Raw genomic sequence first — 16,946 nt, 5'->3', positions numbered from 1 at the left:
TGTTCCGTCTTTTGCAGAAAGTGAGGGTATACATTTGGAACAGCCGGTATTTAAGAGAGTAGTCCTTAAGGTAAGTGGAGAGTCTTTGGCAGGACAAAACGGATATGGTATTGATGCCGACATGATTATTTCCATCGCTGAACAGATAAAGGAAGTTGTAGAACTTGGCGTTCAGGTTGCGATTGTTTGTGGCGGGGGGAACATTTGGCGCGGGATCGCGGGCAGCGCAAGCGGCATAGATCGCGCTACTGCAGATTATATGGGCATGCTGGCAACAGTAATGAACTCACTTGCACTGCAGGATGCATTGGAGCAAATCGATGTGCCAACAAGAGTACAGACTTCGATCTCGATGCAGCAAATTGCTGAACCATACATTCGTCGTCGTGCGATTCGCCACTTGGAGAAGGGCCGTGTTGTTATTTTTGCAGCAGGCACAGGTAACCCATTCTTCTCAACAGATACTACTGCAGCACTTAGAGCGGCAGAGATCGAAGCAGAAGTTATTCTGATGGCGAAAAATAAGGTTGATGGAGTATATTCTGCTGATCCGTTCAAAGATAGTACCGCTGAGAAATTCGAACAGCTTACTTATATGGATGTTCTGAACAAAAACCTCGGTGTTATGGATTCAACAGCTTCATCTTTATGCATGGATAACAATATACCGCTCATTGTATTTGCCATTACAGAACAAGGCAATATCAAACGTGTCGTTCTCGGTGAGAAGATCGGAACGATTGTTAAAGGGAGTGTAGATTAATGCCACAATCGGTCAAAAAAAATGCTGAAGAGCGTATGGAAAAAGCGATTTCATCGCTGAAACGTGACTTGGCGACATTACGTGCAGGACGTGCAACAACATCGCTTCTCGATCGTATTCAAGTTGAATATTACGGGGCACCTACTCCAATTAATCAGCTGGCCAACATTAGTACTCCGGATTCCCGGACACTGTTGATTCAGCCGTGGGACAAAACATCGATGTCTGATATTGAACGGGCGATCATGAAATCCGATATCGGATTGACACCTGCCAATGACGGCACCATTATTCGTCTATCTATCCCTCCGCTGACTGAAGAGCGTCGGACGGACTTGGTTAAGCTGACTAAGAAATTTGGTGAAGAAGCGAAAGTAGCGATCCGCAACATTCGCCGTGATGCCAACGATGATATTAAAAAGATGGAGAAAAACGGTATCTCTGAAGATGAGTCCCGTGGCCATCAGGAAGACATTCAAAAAACAACGGATAAGTTCATAGCCGAAGTTGACAAAGTGCTTGTTTCCAAAGAAAAAGAGATTATGGAAGTTTAATGATATTCAAGAGACTTAAGGCCCCTCCGTTAATGGTGGGGTTTGTCTCTTTCTGATAAGAGCTTGGAGGAAACGGAAATGATCAAACGGATTCAAGCGTGGCTGAGCCGTAAAGACAGGCAACAGTCAGTCGAGATTTCACCGGATAACATTCCCCGGCATGTGGCTGTGATAATGGATGGTAATGGACGCTGGGCTAAACGGCGCGGCTTACCGCGCGTTATGGGTCATCAGAACGGCATGAAGGCTGTCAAACGTGCTACGATCGCTGCAGACGAATTAGGTATTAAATACTTAACGATGTATGCGTTCTCGACAGAAAACTGGATACGCCCGAAAGAAGAAGTCGATTACTTGATGCGTTTGCCTGGGGAGTTTCTGGCGATTGAGCTTGATGAGCTAATCGAGAAGAATGTTCAAGTACGCATGATGGGTGACGCTGACGCTTTACCTTCATATACCCGTAAGGCTATGGAAGAGGCGGTAGCTCGAACAAAAGAGAATACTGGATTGATCTTAAATTTTGCTCTTAACTATGGTGGACGCAATGAAATAGAAGGCTGTATGCGCAGCTTAGGGAAAGATATCCAAGCTGGTATATTGTCGCCAGAAGAAATTACATCAGAGTTGATTAACAACAGACTATTAACTGCTGGTTTACCCGATCCTGATTTGCTGATACGTACAAGCGGAGAAATTCGGCTTAGCAATTTTATGTTATGGCAGGTTGCCTATAGTGAACTGTGGTTTACTGATGTGTACTGGCCTGAGTTCGACAAAGAGCATTTGCATCAGGCCGTTGCTGAATATCAACGACGAACGCGCCGTTATGGTGGACTGAAGTAGCTTGTTAGGAGATGGAACCTTTGAAGCAGCGATTGATTACCGGAATTGTTGCCGGAGTATTATTTTTAGGGTTATGTGTACTGGGAAACTGGCCGTATCAGGTTCTGCTTATTGCTATGGCTCTTATAGGTTTTTATGAATTTGTCAAAATGATAGGTATTCCTACGCTTTCCGGTACTACTGTTCTGGGTTACGCAGCTATTCTAAGCTTCATGATCCCATGGAATTTGCTTGGTGTTAATGAGCCGTTGTCCTGGGAGCAAGGGATTTGGATTCTGCTGTTATTGTTCCTTCTGGTCACCGTTTTTACTAAAAATAAATTAGATATTCGAGTAACAGCCTTGCTGTTTACTGGTATTGTATACATTGGAATGGGCTTCTCTTATATGGCCGTGGCTCGTGCATCGGATGACGGACATGGTTTGTTCTGGACTTTTTTGCTCCTGTTCTGCATTTGGGGCAGTGATGCGGGGGCATATTTTGTAGGCAGAAGCTTTGGCAAGAACAAGCTCTGGCCGGCCATCAGTCCTAACAAAACGGTGGAAGGTGCTGTTGGCGGGGTACTGATCTCGATGCTTATTTCTATCGTGTTTGCGCTGCTTGCTCCTGAACACTTGACGATAGGACGAGCATTGCTTATTGGGCTTTCTTGTGCGATATTAGGACAGCTTGGAGATCTTGTGCAGTCAGCTTATAAACGTGCGTATGGCATTAAAGACTCAGGTACACTTTTGCCAGGGCATGGCGGTATTCTTGATCGATGTGACAGCTGGATTATCGTATTTCCATTCGTACATATTGTAATGCTTATGCCTTACTATTAAACGAAGGGAGAGAGAGTATAACTATGAAAAAAATAAGTGTTCTAGGTTCGACGGGTTCGATCGGCACTCAGACTCTAGATGTCATCGCAATGCACCCAGACTCTTTTGAAGTAGATGGCTTGGCGGCCGGAACAAATACAACATTATTACTGGAGCAAGTTCGTCGTTTTAACCCGCGTAGAGTCTCTGTGGCAACGAAAGAGCTGGCAGATGAGATTAGATCCAGCCTACCTTCTGGTATAGAGCTTTACAGCGGGAATGAAGGGCTTGTTGAAGTGGCGGCTGGCGGCGATGCCGAAATGGTCGTAACGGCTGTTATGGGAAGCGTAGGGCTTCAATCAACACTAGCGGCAATTGAAGCTGGCAAACATATTGGACTCGCCAATAAGGAGACATTAGTAACGGCCGGACATTTGGTCACTGATCTTGCTAATCGTAAGGGAGTTAAGCTGTTGCCGATTGATAGTGAGCATTCAGCTATTTATCAATGTCTCAATGGTGAGAATATCTCAGATATTGCCTACATCACTTTAACAGCATCCGGCGGCTCATTCCGTGACTTTACGCGTGATCAGCTTAAGGATGTGACGGTAGAAGATGCGCTTCGTCATCCGAATTGGAGCATGGGCGCGAAAATAACGATAGATTCTGCTACAATGGTGAACAAGGGCCTAGAGGTTATTGAAGCGCATTGGTTATTCGGTCTTCCGTATGAACAAGTGAATGTGCTACTGCACCCGGAGAGCATCATTCACTCTTATGTTGAATTCCGTGACAGCAGTATTATTGCCCAGCTTGGCAATCCCGATATGCGTGTCCCGATTCAATATGCACTTACTTATCCAGCTCGTTGGGAATCTCCGGCACAGCGTTTGTCGTTAGCAGAGATAGGACGTTTGACCTTCCGTGAAATGGACTTTGAACGTTACCCTGCACTGAAGCTAGCGATAGATTGTGGAAAAGCTGGTGGAACAGCGACTACGGCTTTTAATGCTGCGAACGAAATAGCTGTTGCTCGATTCTTGAGTCATGAGATCTCTTTTCTGCGTATTGAGGAGATTATCGGAGAAGTGCTAGATCGTCATAATAACGAGCATAATCCGAATCTGGAACAAATTGAATCCTGTGATAGACGTGTTCGAGAACTGGCAGCTACGCTGTAGAACGTTGAAAGATCTCCTTTTAGAAATATAAGAAAGTATAAGTTTCACTTTATACAGTATCCTTATATTTCTCGCGTAAACGCGTACCGACTCCTTAAGGGACACCGATGGTGTTATTGCTTGACTGGAAATACTTACTTTGCCCTAAAAATAGGTTGGGACAGTTGATTCTCTTGTGCCTGATCGGAGAATAATGATAAATTAAGAGGACATACTTCGGTCTTACACCTAAAGGGGGATGATACGTTTGGAAATGGTTCAGGTCGTTTTTTTAACGGTGCTCATGTTTTTTGTACTTGTGACTGTACACGAATGGGGTCACTATTATTTTGCCAAACGCGCCGGTATTCTCGTGAGGGAATTTGCTATCGGTTTCGGTCCGAAACTGTTTTCTTATAAACGGAATGAGACTCAGTTCACTCTTCGCTTACTGCCTTTTGGCGGTTATGCCCGTATGGCTGGTGAAGATCCTGAGATTGTCGAGATTGGTTCTGGACAGACCATTGCGGTAAGGCTCGGACAAGACAATAAAGTTAAAAACATTTATCTGGATGCACTAGACACCCGTAGAAATGTTATCCGTGGTGAGGCGCTGAATACCGATCTCGAGGATAAATTGCAGATTACCTTAGATGTGGACGGAGAAGTTACTACTTATGATGTTCATCCGCAAGCGATGATGATTAAAGGAACGCAACAGACACAAATTGCACCTAAAGATCGTCAATTCGGCAGCAAGACCGTGGGTCAGCGTGCGTTGGCTATTGTTGCGGGTCCTGTGATGAACTTTCTGTTAGCCTTTGTACTCTTCGCCATCCATTTGCAAATGGTCGGTATTCAAGTTGAAAATCCTACTTTTGTTAAGATTGGCGACGTCTCCGAAGGAATGCCTGCGCAAGAAGCAGGACTCCAAAAGGGCGACATCATTGTCTCCATCAATGGTGAGAAGATCGGTGCTGATTACAAAAAAATGATTAGCTTGACCTCGGAGTCCAAAGGGAAAGAAATGAACTGGACGCTGCAGCGGGGAGAGGAAACCCTTAACGTTACGCTAGTTCCTCGTAGTATGGAAGGGCAAGAAGGCGGTAAAATAGGCATCACTCCTGAGCTGCCTACTCGTAAAGCTGGTTTTGGCGAGACGATAACAGGTTCAGGAAAAGCTATGGTCGATACGACAGAAGCTATCTTTTTGGGCTTTAAACAATTGATCAATAAATTCAATATGGATGATATTGGAGGTCCGGTTCGTACGTTTGAAGTAACCGGTCAAATTGCTCAACAAGGTATTCAGTATCTTACATACTGGGCCGCTATTTTGAGTCTATATCTGGGGATATTTAACCTCTTGCCGATTCCGGCACTCGATGGAAGCCGTCTGGCATTCCTAGGTGTAGAGGCACTGCGTGGCAAACCTGTGGATCCGGGTCATGAAGGCATGGTTCACTTTGTAGGTTTTGCACTGCTATTTTTATTAATGATTGCTGTTACGTATAATGATATTTTACGTTTGATCAGCGGCTAATTTTCTTCGGGAGGCATTCCATTACATGGCAAAAGATAAACAATTCGTTACGGAAATCACGCCGCAAAGCGAGGATTTCTCACGCTGGTATATTGATGTTATTAAAAAAGGAGACTTGATGGATTACTCTCCTGTTCGTGGCTGTATTGTATTTAAGCCAGAAGGCTATGAAATATGGGAGCATATTCAGGAGGAAATGAACCGTCGACTCAAGGAAACTGGGCATCGAAACGCTTATTTTCCAGTGTTCATTCCAGAGAGTTTCTTTCAGAAGGAAAAGGATCACATTGAAGGCTTTAATCCAGAGCTGCCATGGGTAACAGAAGCGGGTGGTGACGTACTTGAGGAACGTCTCGCAGTTCGTCCTACTTCAGAGACCATGTTCGGCCACATGTACTCCAAATGGATTCAATCTTATCGTGATCTTCCTGTACTTATCAATCAATGGGCGAACGTGGTTCGTTGGGAGAAACGTACATTGCCATTTATCCGCACTACTGAGTTTCTTTGGCAAGAAGGGCATACCGCGCATGAGAATGAAGCGGAAGCTCGTGAAGAAACTATGCGGATGCTGGATAACTACCGTGATTTTGTCGAGACCTATCTTGCCATTCCGGTTATTACCGGACAAAAGACACCTTCCGAGCGTTTTGCCGGTGCGGTAGATACGTATTCTATTGAAGCGATGATGAAGGATGGACGCGCTGTTCAGGCTGCTACTTCACATTACCTTGGCACCAAGTTTGCCACAGCTTTTGAGATTCAATATTTAAGCCGTGACAATAATTTGGAGTATGTACACACTACTTCATGGGGCTCAACCACTCGCTTGATTGGCTCCTTGATTATGGTACATGGAGATGACCGCGGTCTTGTTCTGCCGCCTAAGGTAGCTCCAACGCAAGTTATTATGATTCCTATCGGACCTCCTAAGACCCGCGAAGCTGTGATTGGGCGGACGGACGAGCTGTTTAAGGAATTGAAGAATGCTGGCGTTCGTGTACGTGTAGATGATCGTTCAGATGTTACCCCAGGCTGGAAGTTTAATGAATATGAAATGCGTGGAGTGCCAGTACGTTTGGAGCTTGGACCACGCGATATGGAGAATGGCGTCTGCGTTCTCGTCTCACGTGTCACCGGTGAGAAGAAGGTTATTCAACAGGAAAACCTCGTAGAAGAGGTTCAAACAATGCTTGAACAGGTTCACAATGAAATGTTCGAACGTGCGCTGAAATTCCGTGAGGACCATTTCTATTCTGTGGATTCCTTGGAGGAAATGAAAGCTTCGATGGACGAAAAACGTGGATTTGCTCTAGCGGGATGGTGTGGTTCCGAAGAATGCGAGTCCAAAGTTAAGGAAGAGACAGGTGCGGGTAGCCGCAATATTCCTTTTGATCCAGCGGAGACTAAGCAAGTCTGCATATGCTGTGGCCAACCAGCCAAGCATACTGTGGTTTTTGCAAAGGCATATTAATCTTTAGGCACCGATCAACAGTCTTGTAGTATTTTAATTTAGCTTCTGGCGAGAGGAGTCGGCGGGCCGTAAGAACCCAATGCTTTTTGAACCCAGAAGCTTTTTAAAATATAAGAATTTATAGGTTTTCACTATAAATTCTTATATTTTTACGAGAAACAGTTGTCGTCTTTAAAAGTCGACTACATCGTTTCTTCTTATCATATTGTACTTTCACTGTATATCATGGATAGTTTTAACTGGGTTATTAAAGGTGGGAGGAAAGCATGGAACAAAACCAGGAGAGAAGAAAAAGGTTCGAGCTCTTGATGAAGCAGGGTGAAATTCCACCTGCAATCATGGACCCCTACTTTTTGGATGGGTATATAGAACGTGTTGAGATCAGTCGTGGCAACCGGGACTGGCAAATCGTTATAGCGAAAGATAGTCTGGTTCCAGCACAGGTATATCGGACATTTTGCCTTAGAATGCGTGAGAAGCTACAGCATATAGCTAAAGTAAGCTTTTTGTTCCTATATGATGAGAAGGTTAGCAGAGCGGAGCTTGTCCAGGAATATTGGGGACTGTTTCTGGAGTGGGTACATCGGGAGATTCCATCGGTAAACGGCTGGCTGACCCGCTCCTCGCAGGAGCTTAAAGAGGATACTTTAATGTTAACGATGAGTGATTCCACTTCGATGGAGTTAGCTCGCAAAAAAAGCATCGATGGAGCAATTATTAAATTTTATGATAAGTATTTCGGTCTCTCCTTAAAAGTTAAATTACTAATGGCGGAGAACGAAAATAATAATGTTGAAGCATTCGAAGAATTTCAGCAAAAGCTTCAGCAAGAACAACGCGAGATCGTTGAGCAGATGATGACTGCTGTGGAAACAGAAGCTCCTGCTGATGATAGCGATCCTAATGAAGTAATTAAGCTTCAAGTGGGGTATGAAATTAAGGAACAGGCCGTGCCGATTCTTGAAATTCAAGATGAAGAGAAGAAAATTACAATTCAGGGTACCATTTTTGGTCTGGATCGTAAGGAGCTTCGCAATGGCAGTACCTTGTTCACTTTCAGTCTGACCGATTTTACGGATTCTCTACAAATGAAGATGTTCGCGAAGACTAAAGATGATCTGAAGGTTATGAGTCAGCTAGCTAATGGCAAATGGGTAAGAGCACGCGGGAAAGTAGAATATGACCGTTTTATGCAGATTCCTGAGCTCGTGATGATCCCTTCGGATTTAACGGAAGTTAAGGCACCGCCTGCGCGTAAAGATACAGCTCCTAAGAAACGGGTGGAATTCCACCTTCACACTACGATGAGTACGATGGATGCGGTCACTCCGATCACTACCTATGTCAAAACAGCTGCCCAGTGGGGGCATCCTGCGATTGCTATTTCTGATCATGGCGGCGTTCAGGCTTTCCCTGATGCAAACCATGCAGCTCATAAGCATAAGATAAAAATGATTTATGGTGTGGAAGCTAATGTTGTGAATGACTCTGTGAATATTGTTGAGAACGCTCAGCCTTTGGACTTGAAGACAGCTACCTATGTAGTGTTTGATATAGAAACCACGGGTTTATCGATTACCCGCAATAATATTACGGAGCTGGCGGCCATTAAAATGTGCGAAGGCAAAGAAGTAGACCGTTATTCTACTTTTGTTAATCCGCATGAGAAAATCCCTTATCATATTCAGCAATTGACCAATATTACGGATGAAATGGTTAAGGATGCTCCTGATCTTGAACCAGTGCTGCGTAAGTTTGTTGAATTTGTGGGTGACAGTATCCTTGTAGCTCATAACGCCAGATTTGATATGGGTTTTATTCAGGCCTCGTTACGTAAAATAGGTGAACCTGTGCTTCCGAATCCATCTCTTGATACGCTTGAGCTCGCGCGGTTACTATATCCAAGCATGAAGAATCACAGGCTGAACACATTAGCCGATAAATATAAAGTTCTTCTGGAAAGCCATCACCGTGCGATTGATGATACCATAGCACTCGGCGGTATATTAACAGGATTGCTCGCAGATGCTGAAAAGATGAAGGGCATGACCCGCCTTGATCGACTAAACGATTATGTGGGTAATGATCTTTCGAACACACGACCGTTCCACTGTAATATTTATGCACTAAATCAAATAGGGAAAAAGAATCTCTATAAGCTCATTTCCATGTCACATACGGAATATTTCAAACGTGTACCTTGTATTCCAAAATCCAAGCTGGAAGAGCATAGAGATGGACTGCTAGTGATTTCCGGTTGTGAACGTGGAGAGTTTTTTGAAGCAGTACTCAACAAAACGACTGAGGAAGCCATGGAGGTTGCTCATTTTTATGATGTGCTGGAGATTCAGCCATTGACCATGTACATGCACTTGGTGGACAAGGGCTTTGTAGCAGGCCCTGATGAGCTTCGCGATGTAGTCCGGAAGGTTTGCGAAATAGGGGAACAGTTGAATAAACCTGTTATCGCAACGGGGAATGTACATTATCTTGAACCCCGGGACAAGCTGTATCGTGATATTACGATTAATGGGATCACGGGCTTTAGTCCGCTTAAAGACCAACGCAAACCGGATGCACACTTCCGCACAACAGATGAAATGCTGTCTGAATTCGAATTTCTTGGTGCTGAAAAAGCGATGGAAGTCGTTGTCACAAATACAGTTGAGCTGGCGGAGCGTTTTGAAGAACTGGAGCTATTTCCAGATAAGCTATTTACACCAATTATTGACGGGGCGGACGAAGAAATTCGCGAGACCTGCTACAATACTGCCAAATCCATTTACGGTGAAGAGCTGCCTGAGGTAGTTATTGCCCGTTTGGAGAAAGAGCTTGCACCGATTATTAAATACGGGTTCTCTGCCAACTATTTGATTTCTGAACGTCTCGTTAAAAAGTCAAATCAGGATGGGTATCTCGTAGGCTCGCGGGGTTCCGTAGGTTCATCTGTAGTAGCTACATTTCTAGGAATTTCAGAAGTTAATCCTTTGCCTGCGCATTATATTTGCCTAAACCCCGAGTGTCGCCATAATGAATGGTTCCTGGACGGTAGTGTGCGGAGCGGATTCGATTTACCAGATAAAGTCTGCCCGGATTGCGGTCTGAAGCTCAAAGGTGAAGGCCAGGATATTCCGTTCGAGACCTTCCTTGGATTTAAGGGGGATAAAGTCCCCGATATCGACTTGAATTTCTCAGGGGAATATCAACCGAATGCACATAACTTTACCAAAGAAATGTTTGGTGAGAAAAATGTATTCCGTGCCGGAACGATTGGTACCGTAGCTGAGAAGACAGCCTTCGGATTTGCAAAAAAATACGAAGAACTTCACCAGAAACGTTGGCGTGGAGCTGAAGTTGGCCGTCTGGCGGCTGGCTGTACAGGCGTTAAACGTAGTACGGGACAGCATCCGGGTGGTATAGTCGTTGTTCCAGACTATATGGAGGTAGAAGATATTACGCCAGTACAATTCCCGGCGGATGATGTCAATGCTGAATGGAAGACCACACACTTTGATTATCACGCTTTTGACGCGAATTTGCTGAAGCTTGATATTCTGGGTCATGATGATCCGACGATGATGCGGATGCTTCAGGATTTGACAGGTGTTGATCCAACTTCTATCCCGATGAATGATCCGAAAGTAATGAGCATGTTTAACTCTACAGATGCACTTGGAGTAAGACCTGACGAAATCAGATCACCGGTTGCGACCTATGGTGTGCCCGAAATGGGTACCAAGTTCGTACGTCAAATGCTTATTGAGTCGAAGCCGTCCAGCTTTGCTGACTTACTGCAAATATCAGGTTTGTCTCATGGTACTGGAGTTTGGCTTGGTAACGCTCAAGAGCTTATAAAGAATAACACTTGTAACATTAAGACCGTTATCGGTTGTCGTGATGACATCATGCTCTTCTTAATTTATAAAGCGGGAATGGATGCGAGCTTGGCCTTTAAAATTACCGAGAGTGTTCGTAAAGGTAAAGGTTTGTCTGACGAATGGATCGAGGAAATGAAAAAGTGCAAGGTCCCACAATGGTATATTGATTCTTGTCTAAAGATTCAATACATGTTCCCGAAGGCGCATGCTGCTGCATACGTAATTTCTGCAGTACGTACCGCCTACTTCAAGCTGTATCATCCTATTGAATATTATGCGACTTATTTCTCTGTACGTGCAGCAGATTTTGATATTGAATTGTGCTGTAAGGGGTATGAAGCCATCAGCCGTCAGATCGTAGAGATTGAGCAAAAAGGATTTCAAGCTTTGCCTAAGGAAAAGGCTATGTTGCCTGTCCTTGAGATGGCTTTGGAGATGACGGCACGTGGGTTTACATTCAAAAACATTGATCTTTACCGCTCAGAAGCGAATAAGTTTATTGTTGATGACAAGAGTTTGATTCCTCCGTTTTCTGCTTTAGCGGGAATTGGTGAGAATGCTGCTATCAACATAGCTGCTGCGAAAGATGCTGGCGAGTTCCTGTCTATTGAAGATTTCCAGCAGAAATCAAAGGCAAGTAAGACGGTTATAGAGCTGCTGACCGGCATGGGCTGCTTCCGCGGCTTACCGGAAAGCAATCAACTTTCCCTATTTTAAAGGCTTTAACAACACTTATTTCATGGTAAGCAGAAACGTCTTTACCGTCCTTTTTGGGACGGTACCCGTTTCTGCGAAAAATACAAAACGTATAGGATGAAGTGAAACTTATACTTTCTTGTATTTCTAGAAAAGAGTGCTCCAAAGGGGGAGTCAAGGGCTAGCACTTGTCAGTCCAGTTTCCCTATGGTATAATTTCTTTGGTAATAATGAGATAAGTCCGTTGTGTAAAGAGTGGGGAAACCCACTCTTTATCTTTGGTATATAGCAAAAGACAAGTTCGTGGAGGTAATTTTCTTTTGAGCACACCCAAATCTAAAATTAAACAAACGGTAGAGCAGATGCTCGGGCCCTATCTCGACGACAATGGTTTCGAACTGGTGGACGTTGAATACGTGAAGGAAGGCTCCAATTGGTTTCTGCGTATATTCGTAGATAAAGAAGGCGGCATTGATATTGATGACTGCGGGATCATTAGCGAATATTTCAGTCAGAAGTTAGATGAGAATGATCCTATTCCTGAGGCATATTTCCTTGAGGTTTCCTCGCCGGGAGCAGAGCGTCCTCTCAAAAAAGCTGCGGATGTAGCTAAAGCGGTAGGTAAGGACGTGTATGTGACTGTTTATGAGCCGATTCAAGGACTCAAAGAATTTGAAGGTCGTTTGCTCTCGTTCGAGAACGAGGAACTGCTCATCTCCGCGGGCAAAAAAGAACATGTAGTACCGTACGCCAAGGTCGCAAGTGCGAGATTGGCCATTATTTTTTAACGTCTTGAAAGGGGGGCCGGAAATTCATGAGTATGGAGTTTATTGAAGCAATGAATGAGCTGGAGAGGGAGAGAGGCATCAGTAAAGATGTGCTGTTTGAAGCGATTGAAGCGGCGCTGATCTCTAGTTATAAACGTAATTTCAATGCAGCACAGAACGTGCGTGTTGACATGAATCGCAATACAGGTGTCATTAAAGTGTTTGCCCGCAAGTTAATTGTTGAGGAGGTCCTGGATACAAGGACTGAAATCTCATTGCCGGCAGCCAGAGAAATTAACCCGCATTTCCAGCTGGAAGATATCGCTGAGCTTGAAGTGACACCGCGTGATTTTGGACGTATTGCCGCACAGACTGCTAAGCAGGTTGTAACTCAACGAATTCGCGAGGCAGAGCGTGGACTTATCTATAATGCTTTTATCGACAAAGAAGATGATATCGTTACTGGACTAGTTCAACGTCAAGATATGCGGAACATTTACATTGATCTTGGTAAAATCGAAGCGGTTCTTCCGCTTAGCGAATTGATGCCAGGTGAAAAGTTCAAACAAAGCGAACGCATCAAGGCTTATATCACAAAAGTTGAGAATACAACAAAAGGTCCGCAGATTATGCTCTCCCGCAGTCATCCTGGATTACTGAAGCGTCTGTTCGAGCTTGAAGTTCCTGAAATATTTGACGGTGTAGTTGAGATTCGTTCTGTAGCTCGTGAAGCTGGCTTCCGCTCGAAGATTGCTGTGTATTCCCGCAATCCAGAAGTAGATCCCGTTGGTTCTTGCGTAGGTCCAAGAGGCACACGCGTTCAGACCATCGTTACTGAGCTTCGCGGTGAGAAGATCGATATCGTCCGTTATTCTGATCTGGTGCAGGAATATGTTGCGAATGCACTTAGCCCTTCAAAGGTTCTTGAAGTTCAAGTCTTTGAAACGGAGAAGATGGCGAGAGTTATCGTTCCTGATTATCAATTGTCACTGGCTATCGGTATTAAAGGGCAAAATGCACGTCTTGCCGCTAAACTTACCGGCTGGAAGATTGATATCAAGAGTGAAACTCAAGCGGAGCAGGAATACGGCAGACCGAAATCTTCTATTGATGAAATGCATCAGGATTCCGTCTCCATAGATTAATTAACCTGCTTGACGGGAGGCGTTTGTTATGAAACAAAAAAAGGTGCCGCTGCGTAAATGCGTTGCTACCCAAGAGATGATGCCTAAAAAAGAGCTGATTCGTGTGGTAAGAACGCCTGAAGGTGAAGTGCTGATTGATCTGACGGGCAAGAAGTCAGGCCGTGGTGCTTACATATGCGGCAAGCTTGAATGCTTTCAGCTGGCACAAAAGAACAAAGCACTTGACCGTGCATTGAAATGTCAAGTGAGTCCTGAAATCTACGCCCAGCTAGCCCGGGAGTTTACTTCCGTGGAAGAGCAGTTTCTAGCAGCAAAGGATAGTGAGGATAATGAGTAAGGCGCTTTCTTATTTAGGGCTTGCCATGAGAGCAGGCAAGATAGTCACCGGTGACGAGGCTGTACTCAAAGCTGTACGGTCTTCAGAGGCGAAGCTGGTCGTTCTGGCAGGTGACGCTTCAGATAATACCCAAAAAAAGTTCCGTGATAAATGCGGAACTTACGATATTCCACTAGTAATCGCATTTCACCGGGATGAACTCGGTGCAAGTATTGGTAAAGACCAGCGTGTAGTACTGGCCATTACGGATAAAGGATTCGCGGAAATGATCTCCAAGCAACTCGGAGATACTGTCGGAGGTGGATTTATTGACTAAAGAAGAGAACAAAGATAAATTGCGCGTGTACGAATACGCCAAGTCACTAAACATGAGCAGTAAAGAAATTATTACTATTCTGAAGCGTTTGAATGTCCCTGTGAATAATCATATGAGTGTCATGGAGAATGGATCCGTGAACAAAGTTGAACAGTTCTTTAAGGATATCAAATCAAACGCTGCAGCCAAGCGGGATACAGGCACCAGCAGCCGGCCGGTAACAACCGGTGCGGTAACAGCCGAACCTCAAAGTGCTCAGAATGCCAACAAAAATCAACAGGAAAAGCAGGTAGGTATGAACAGTAACCAAAACAACAACCAATCGACGACGTCCCCAAGGCCCCAAAGCGGACAAGATTCCCGCAGAACACAAACAGGTTCAACGCAGAATGCACGTCCGCAACAAAGCGGTGCTCCACGTACTAACAGTACTAGCAGTACTAGCAGCAGCCGCCCGCAAGGCAGCACTACTGGCGGCAATCGCCCACAAGGTAGCAATACCGGTGGCAGCCGTCCGCAAAGCAGTAATACTGGCGGCAACCGTCCACAAGGTAGCAATACTGGTGGCAGCCGTCCGCAAGGCAGCAATACTGGTGGTAGCCGCCCACAAGGCAGCAACACTGGTGGAAGCCGTCCACAAGGCAGCAACACAAGTGGCAGCCGTCCGCAAGGACAAAGCAGTGCACCACGCACTGACAGCCGTCCACAAGGTCAATCTGGCACAGGCGGAGGTTTCACACGCGGTGATGACAGAGGTCCTAAAAAGAACACAACTGGTGGCAGACCGAATAATAATCAAAGACGTTTCGATGATGGTAAAGGTGGTAACTACCGCGGTCGTGGTGGTAAGAATGGCCGTGGCAAGAACCAGCCAATGGTACACCGCGAGAAGATCGATAACACACCTAAGAAAATCATCGTTCGTGGCAGCATGACCGTTGGTGAAACAGCGAAATTGCTTCACAAGGATGCTTCTGAAGTAATCAAAAAGCTGATTTCGATGGGTGTTATGGCTACCATCAACCAAGAACTTGATATCGACACCATTTTGCTACTCGCTGCTGAATTTGGCGTAGAAGTAGAAGTGAAGATTCCTGTTGACGAGGACAGCTTTGAAACAGTGGAAGAGAATGACAATGAAGAGGATCTTCAGACTCGTCCTCCAGTAGTTACTATTATGGGTCACGTTGACCATGGTAAAACTACACTACTTGATGCTATTCGTTCGACCAATGTGACGCTAGGCGAAGCCGGCGGAATCACTCAGCACATCGGTGCTTATCAAGTCGAAATCAACCAAAAGAAAATCACGTTCCTTGATACACCTGGTCACGAAGCATTTACTGCTATGCGTGCTCGTGGTGCACAGGTTACGGATATGACAATTATCGTAGTAGCTGCTGATGACGGTGTTATGCCTCAGACCGTTGAAGCTATTGCACACGCTAAGGCTGCTGGACTTCCGATTATTGTCGCTGTTAATAAAATCGACAAACCGGGTGCAGATCCTGATAAGGTGAAGCAAGAGCTTACAAGTTATGAACTTGTTCCTGAAGAGTGGGGTGGAGATACCATCTTCGTTAACCTCTCTGCGAAACAACGTATTAACTTGGAAGAACTGCTGGAAATGATCCTGCTCGTAGCTGAAGTTAATGAGTACAAAGCGAACCCTGACAAACGGGCACGCGGTACTGTTATAGAAGCTGAGCTTGATAAATCCCGTGGGCCAGTTGCTCGTATACTCGTTCAGAACGGTACGTTGAAAGTCGGCGATGCCTTTGTAGCAGGTAACTGCTTCGGACGTGTACGTGCGATGGTCAATGATAAAGGTCGTAAGATCAAAGAAGCTGGACCATCTACTCCAGTAGAAATTACTGGTTTGACTGAGGTGCCACAAGCTGGCGATCCGTTTATGGCTTTTGAAGACGAGCGTAAAGCGCGTGCGATTGCTGATAGACGTTCTACTTCCCAACGTCAATCTGAGCTGAATACGAACACCCGTGTAACTTTGGATGATCTGTTCCAGCACATTAAAGATGGCGAGATCAAAGACCTTAACGTGATTATCAAAGCTGACGTACAAGGTTCAGTCGAGGCGCTTAAAGGATCCTTGGCTAAGATCGAAGTGGAAGGCGTGCGCGTGAAGATCATTCACAGCGGTGCTGGTGCGATTACTGAATCCGATATTACGCTTGCAGCAGCATCGAATGCTATCGTTATCGGCTTTAACGTTCGTCCAGACGCACAGACCAAAGCAGCTGCTGAGCAAGAAAAAGTAGATGTTCGTCTGCACAACATTATCTACAACGTAATTGAAGAAATCGAAAGTGCCATGAAAGGTATGCTCGATCCTATCTATAAAGAGAATGTTATCGGTCACGCCGAAGTTCGCAGCGTGTTCAAAATCAGCAAAGTGGGAACCATTGCAGGATGTATGGTTACTTCCGGTAAAATTACCCGTAATGCTGAAATGCGCTTGATCCGTAGCGGAATCGTAGTGTTCACAGGTAAGGTTGATACTTTGAAACGTTTCAAAGATGATGCCAAAGAAGTGGCGCAAGGTTATGAATGTGGCATAACTTTGGAACGCTATAATGACGTCCAAGAGGGCGACATTATCGAAGCGTTTCTTATGGAAACTGTAGAGCGCTAAGCGAAGAG

Annotated in this window: 13 protein-coding genes; all 13 read left to right on the top strand. The window is 45.0% G+C overall.

The annotated features are described in order from the left end of the window. Positions 1–34: 34 nt before the first annotated feature. Positions 35–763 (top strand): UMP kinase, encoded by a 729-nt coding sequence (gene pyrH / locus MHH46_RS19045; protein WP_036688491.1) that lies wholly within the window; start codon positions 35–37, stop codon positions 761–763. After that, a complete protein-coding gene (gene frr, locus MHH46_RS19040; protein ID WP_076127832.1) occupies positions 763–1,317 on the top strand; it encodes a ribosome recycling factor in 555 nt (184 codons plus the stop codon). Before pyrH ends, frr begins: the two co-directional genes overlap by 1 nt. Positions 1,318–1,395: 78 nt before the next feature. Then, positions 1,396–2,163 carry an isoprenyl transferase gene (locus MHH46_RS19035; protein ID WP_076127834.1) on the top strand — a complete coding sequence of 256 codons (768 nt, stop codon included), beginning with the start codon at positions 1,396–1,398 and terminating at the stop codon, positions 2,161–2,163. Between the two features lie 20 nt (positions 2,164–2,183). Continuing rightward, entirely contained in the window at positions 2,184–2,987 is an 804-nt protein-coding gene (locus MHH46_RS19030) for a phosphatidate cytidylyltransferase (RefSeq protein WP_076127836.1), read from the top strand. A gap of 23 nt (positions 2,988–3,010) precedes the next feature. Further along, positions 3,011–4,150, top strand: coding sequence for a 1-deoxy-D-xylulose-5-phosphate reductoisomerase (locus MHH46_RS19025; protein ID WP_076190901.1), 1,140 nt, complete (start codon positions 3,011–3,013; stop codon positions 4,148–4,150). A 247-nt stretch (positions 4,151–4,397) separates the two neighbouring features. Beyond that, positions 4,398–5,672, top strand: a complete 1,275-nt coding sequence (rseP, locus tag MHH46_RS19020; RefSeq protein ID WP_076190904.1) for an RIP metalloprotease RseP — start codon at positions 4,398–4,400, stop codon at positions 5,670–5,672. 25 nt (positions 5,673–5,697) lie between these two features. Further along, positions 5,698–7,146: a proline--tRNA ligase gene (gene proS, locus MHH46_RS19015; RefSeq protein WP_036688477.1), complete on the top strand. Its 1,449-nt coding sequence runs from the start codon at positions 5,698–5,700 to the stop codon at positions 7,144–7,146. 266 nt (positions 7,147–7,412) lie between these two features. Continuing rightward, positions 7,413–11,741, top strand: coding sequence for a PolC-type DNA polymerase III (locus MHH46_RS19010; protein ID WP_076190907.1), 4,329 nt, complete (start codon positions 7,413–7,415; stop codon positions 11,739–11,741). Positions 11,742–12,040: 299 nt separating this feature from the next. Continuing rightward, entirely contained in the window at positions 12,041–12,508 is a 468-nt protein-coding gene (gene rimP / locus MHH46_RS19005; protein WP_076127842.1) for a ribosome maturation factor RimP, read from the top strand. 26 nt (positions 12,509–12,534) lie between these two features. Beyond that, positions 12,535–13,632 (top strand): transcription termination factor NusA, encoded by a 1,098-nt coding sequence (nusA, locus tag MHH46_RS19000; protein WP_076182615.1) that lies wholly within the window; start codon positions 12,535–12,537, stop codon positions 13,630–13,632. A gap of 28 nt (positions 13,633–13,660) precedes the next feature. Continuing rightward, the gene (rnpM, locus tag MHH46_RS18995; RefSeq protein ID WP_036688467.1) at positions 13,661–13,969 is read left to right on the top strand and encodes an RNase P modulator RnpM; all 309 of its coding nucleotides are present in this window, start codon (positions 13,661–13,663) and stop codon (positions 13,967–13,969) included. Further along, positions 13,962–14,285, top strand: a complete 324-nt coding sequence (locus MHH46_RS18990; RefSeq protein WP_036688466.1) for a YlxQ family RNA-binding protein — start codon at positions 13,962–13,964, stop codon at positions 14,283–14,285. The genes rnpM and MHH46_RS18990 overlap by 8 nt, the downstream gene beginning before the upstream one ends. After that, a complete protein-coding gene (infB, locus tag MHH46_RS18985; RefSeq protein WP_076127844.1) occupies positions 14,278–16,938 on the top strand; it encodes a translation initiation factor IF-2 in 2,661 nt (886 codons plus the stop codon). Before MHH46_RS18990 ends, infB begins: the two co-directional genes overlap by 8 nt. Positions 16,939–16,946: the final 8 nt, after the last annotated feature.

This window comes from Paenibacillus sp. FSL H8-0175 (assembly GCF_045040615.1).
Taxonomy (GTDB): Bacteria; Bacillota; Bacilli; order Paenibacillales; family Paenibacillaceae; genus Paenibacillus_AQ; species Paenibacillus_AQ odorifer.
This window is presented reverse-complemented; position numbering and strand designations above follow the sequence as displayed.

Coding starts and splice junctions, on each gene's coding strand:
- MHH46_RS19025 (WP_076190901.1), top strand. CDS start 3,011: ATGAAAAAAATAAGTGTTCTAGGTTCGACGGGTTCGATCGGCACTCAG.
- frr (WP_076127832.1), top strand. CDS start 763: ATGCCACAATCGGTCAAAAAAAATGCTGAAGAGCGTATGGAAAAAGCG.
- MHH46_RS19010 (WP_076190907.1), top strand. CDS start 7,413: ATGGAACAAAACCAGGAGAGAAGAAAAAGGTTCGAGCTCTTGATGAAG.
- proS (WP_036688477.1), top strand. CDS start 5,698: ATGGCAAAAGATAAACAATTCGTTACGGAAATCACGCCGCAAAGCGAG.
- nusA (WP_076182615.1), top strand. CDS start 12,535: ATGAGTATGGAGTTTATTGAAGCAATGAATGAGCTGGAGAGGGAGAGA.
- rnpM (WP_036688467.1), top strand. CDS start 13,661: ATGAAACAAAAAAAGGTGCCGCTGCGTAAATGCGTTGCTACCCAAGAG.
- MHH46_RS18990 (WP_036688466.1), top strand. CDS start 13,962: ATGAGTAAGGCGCTTTCTTATTTAGGGCTTGCCATGAGAGCAGGCAAG.
- MHH46_RS19035 (WP_076127834.1), top strand. CDS start 1,396: ATGATCAAACGGATTCAAGCGTGGCTGAGCCGTAAAGACAGGCAACAG.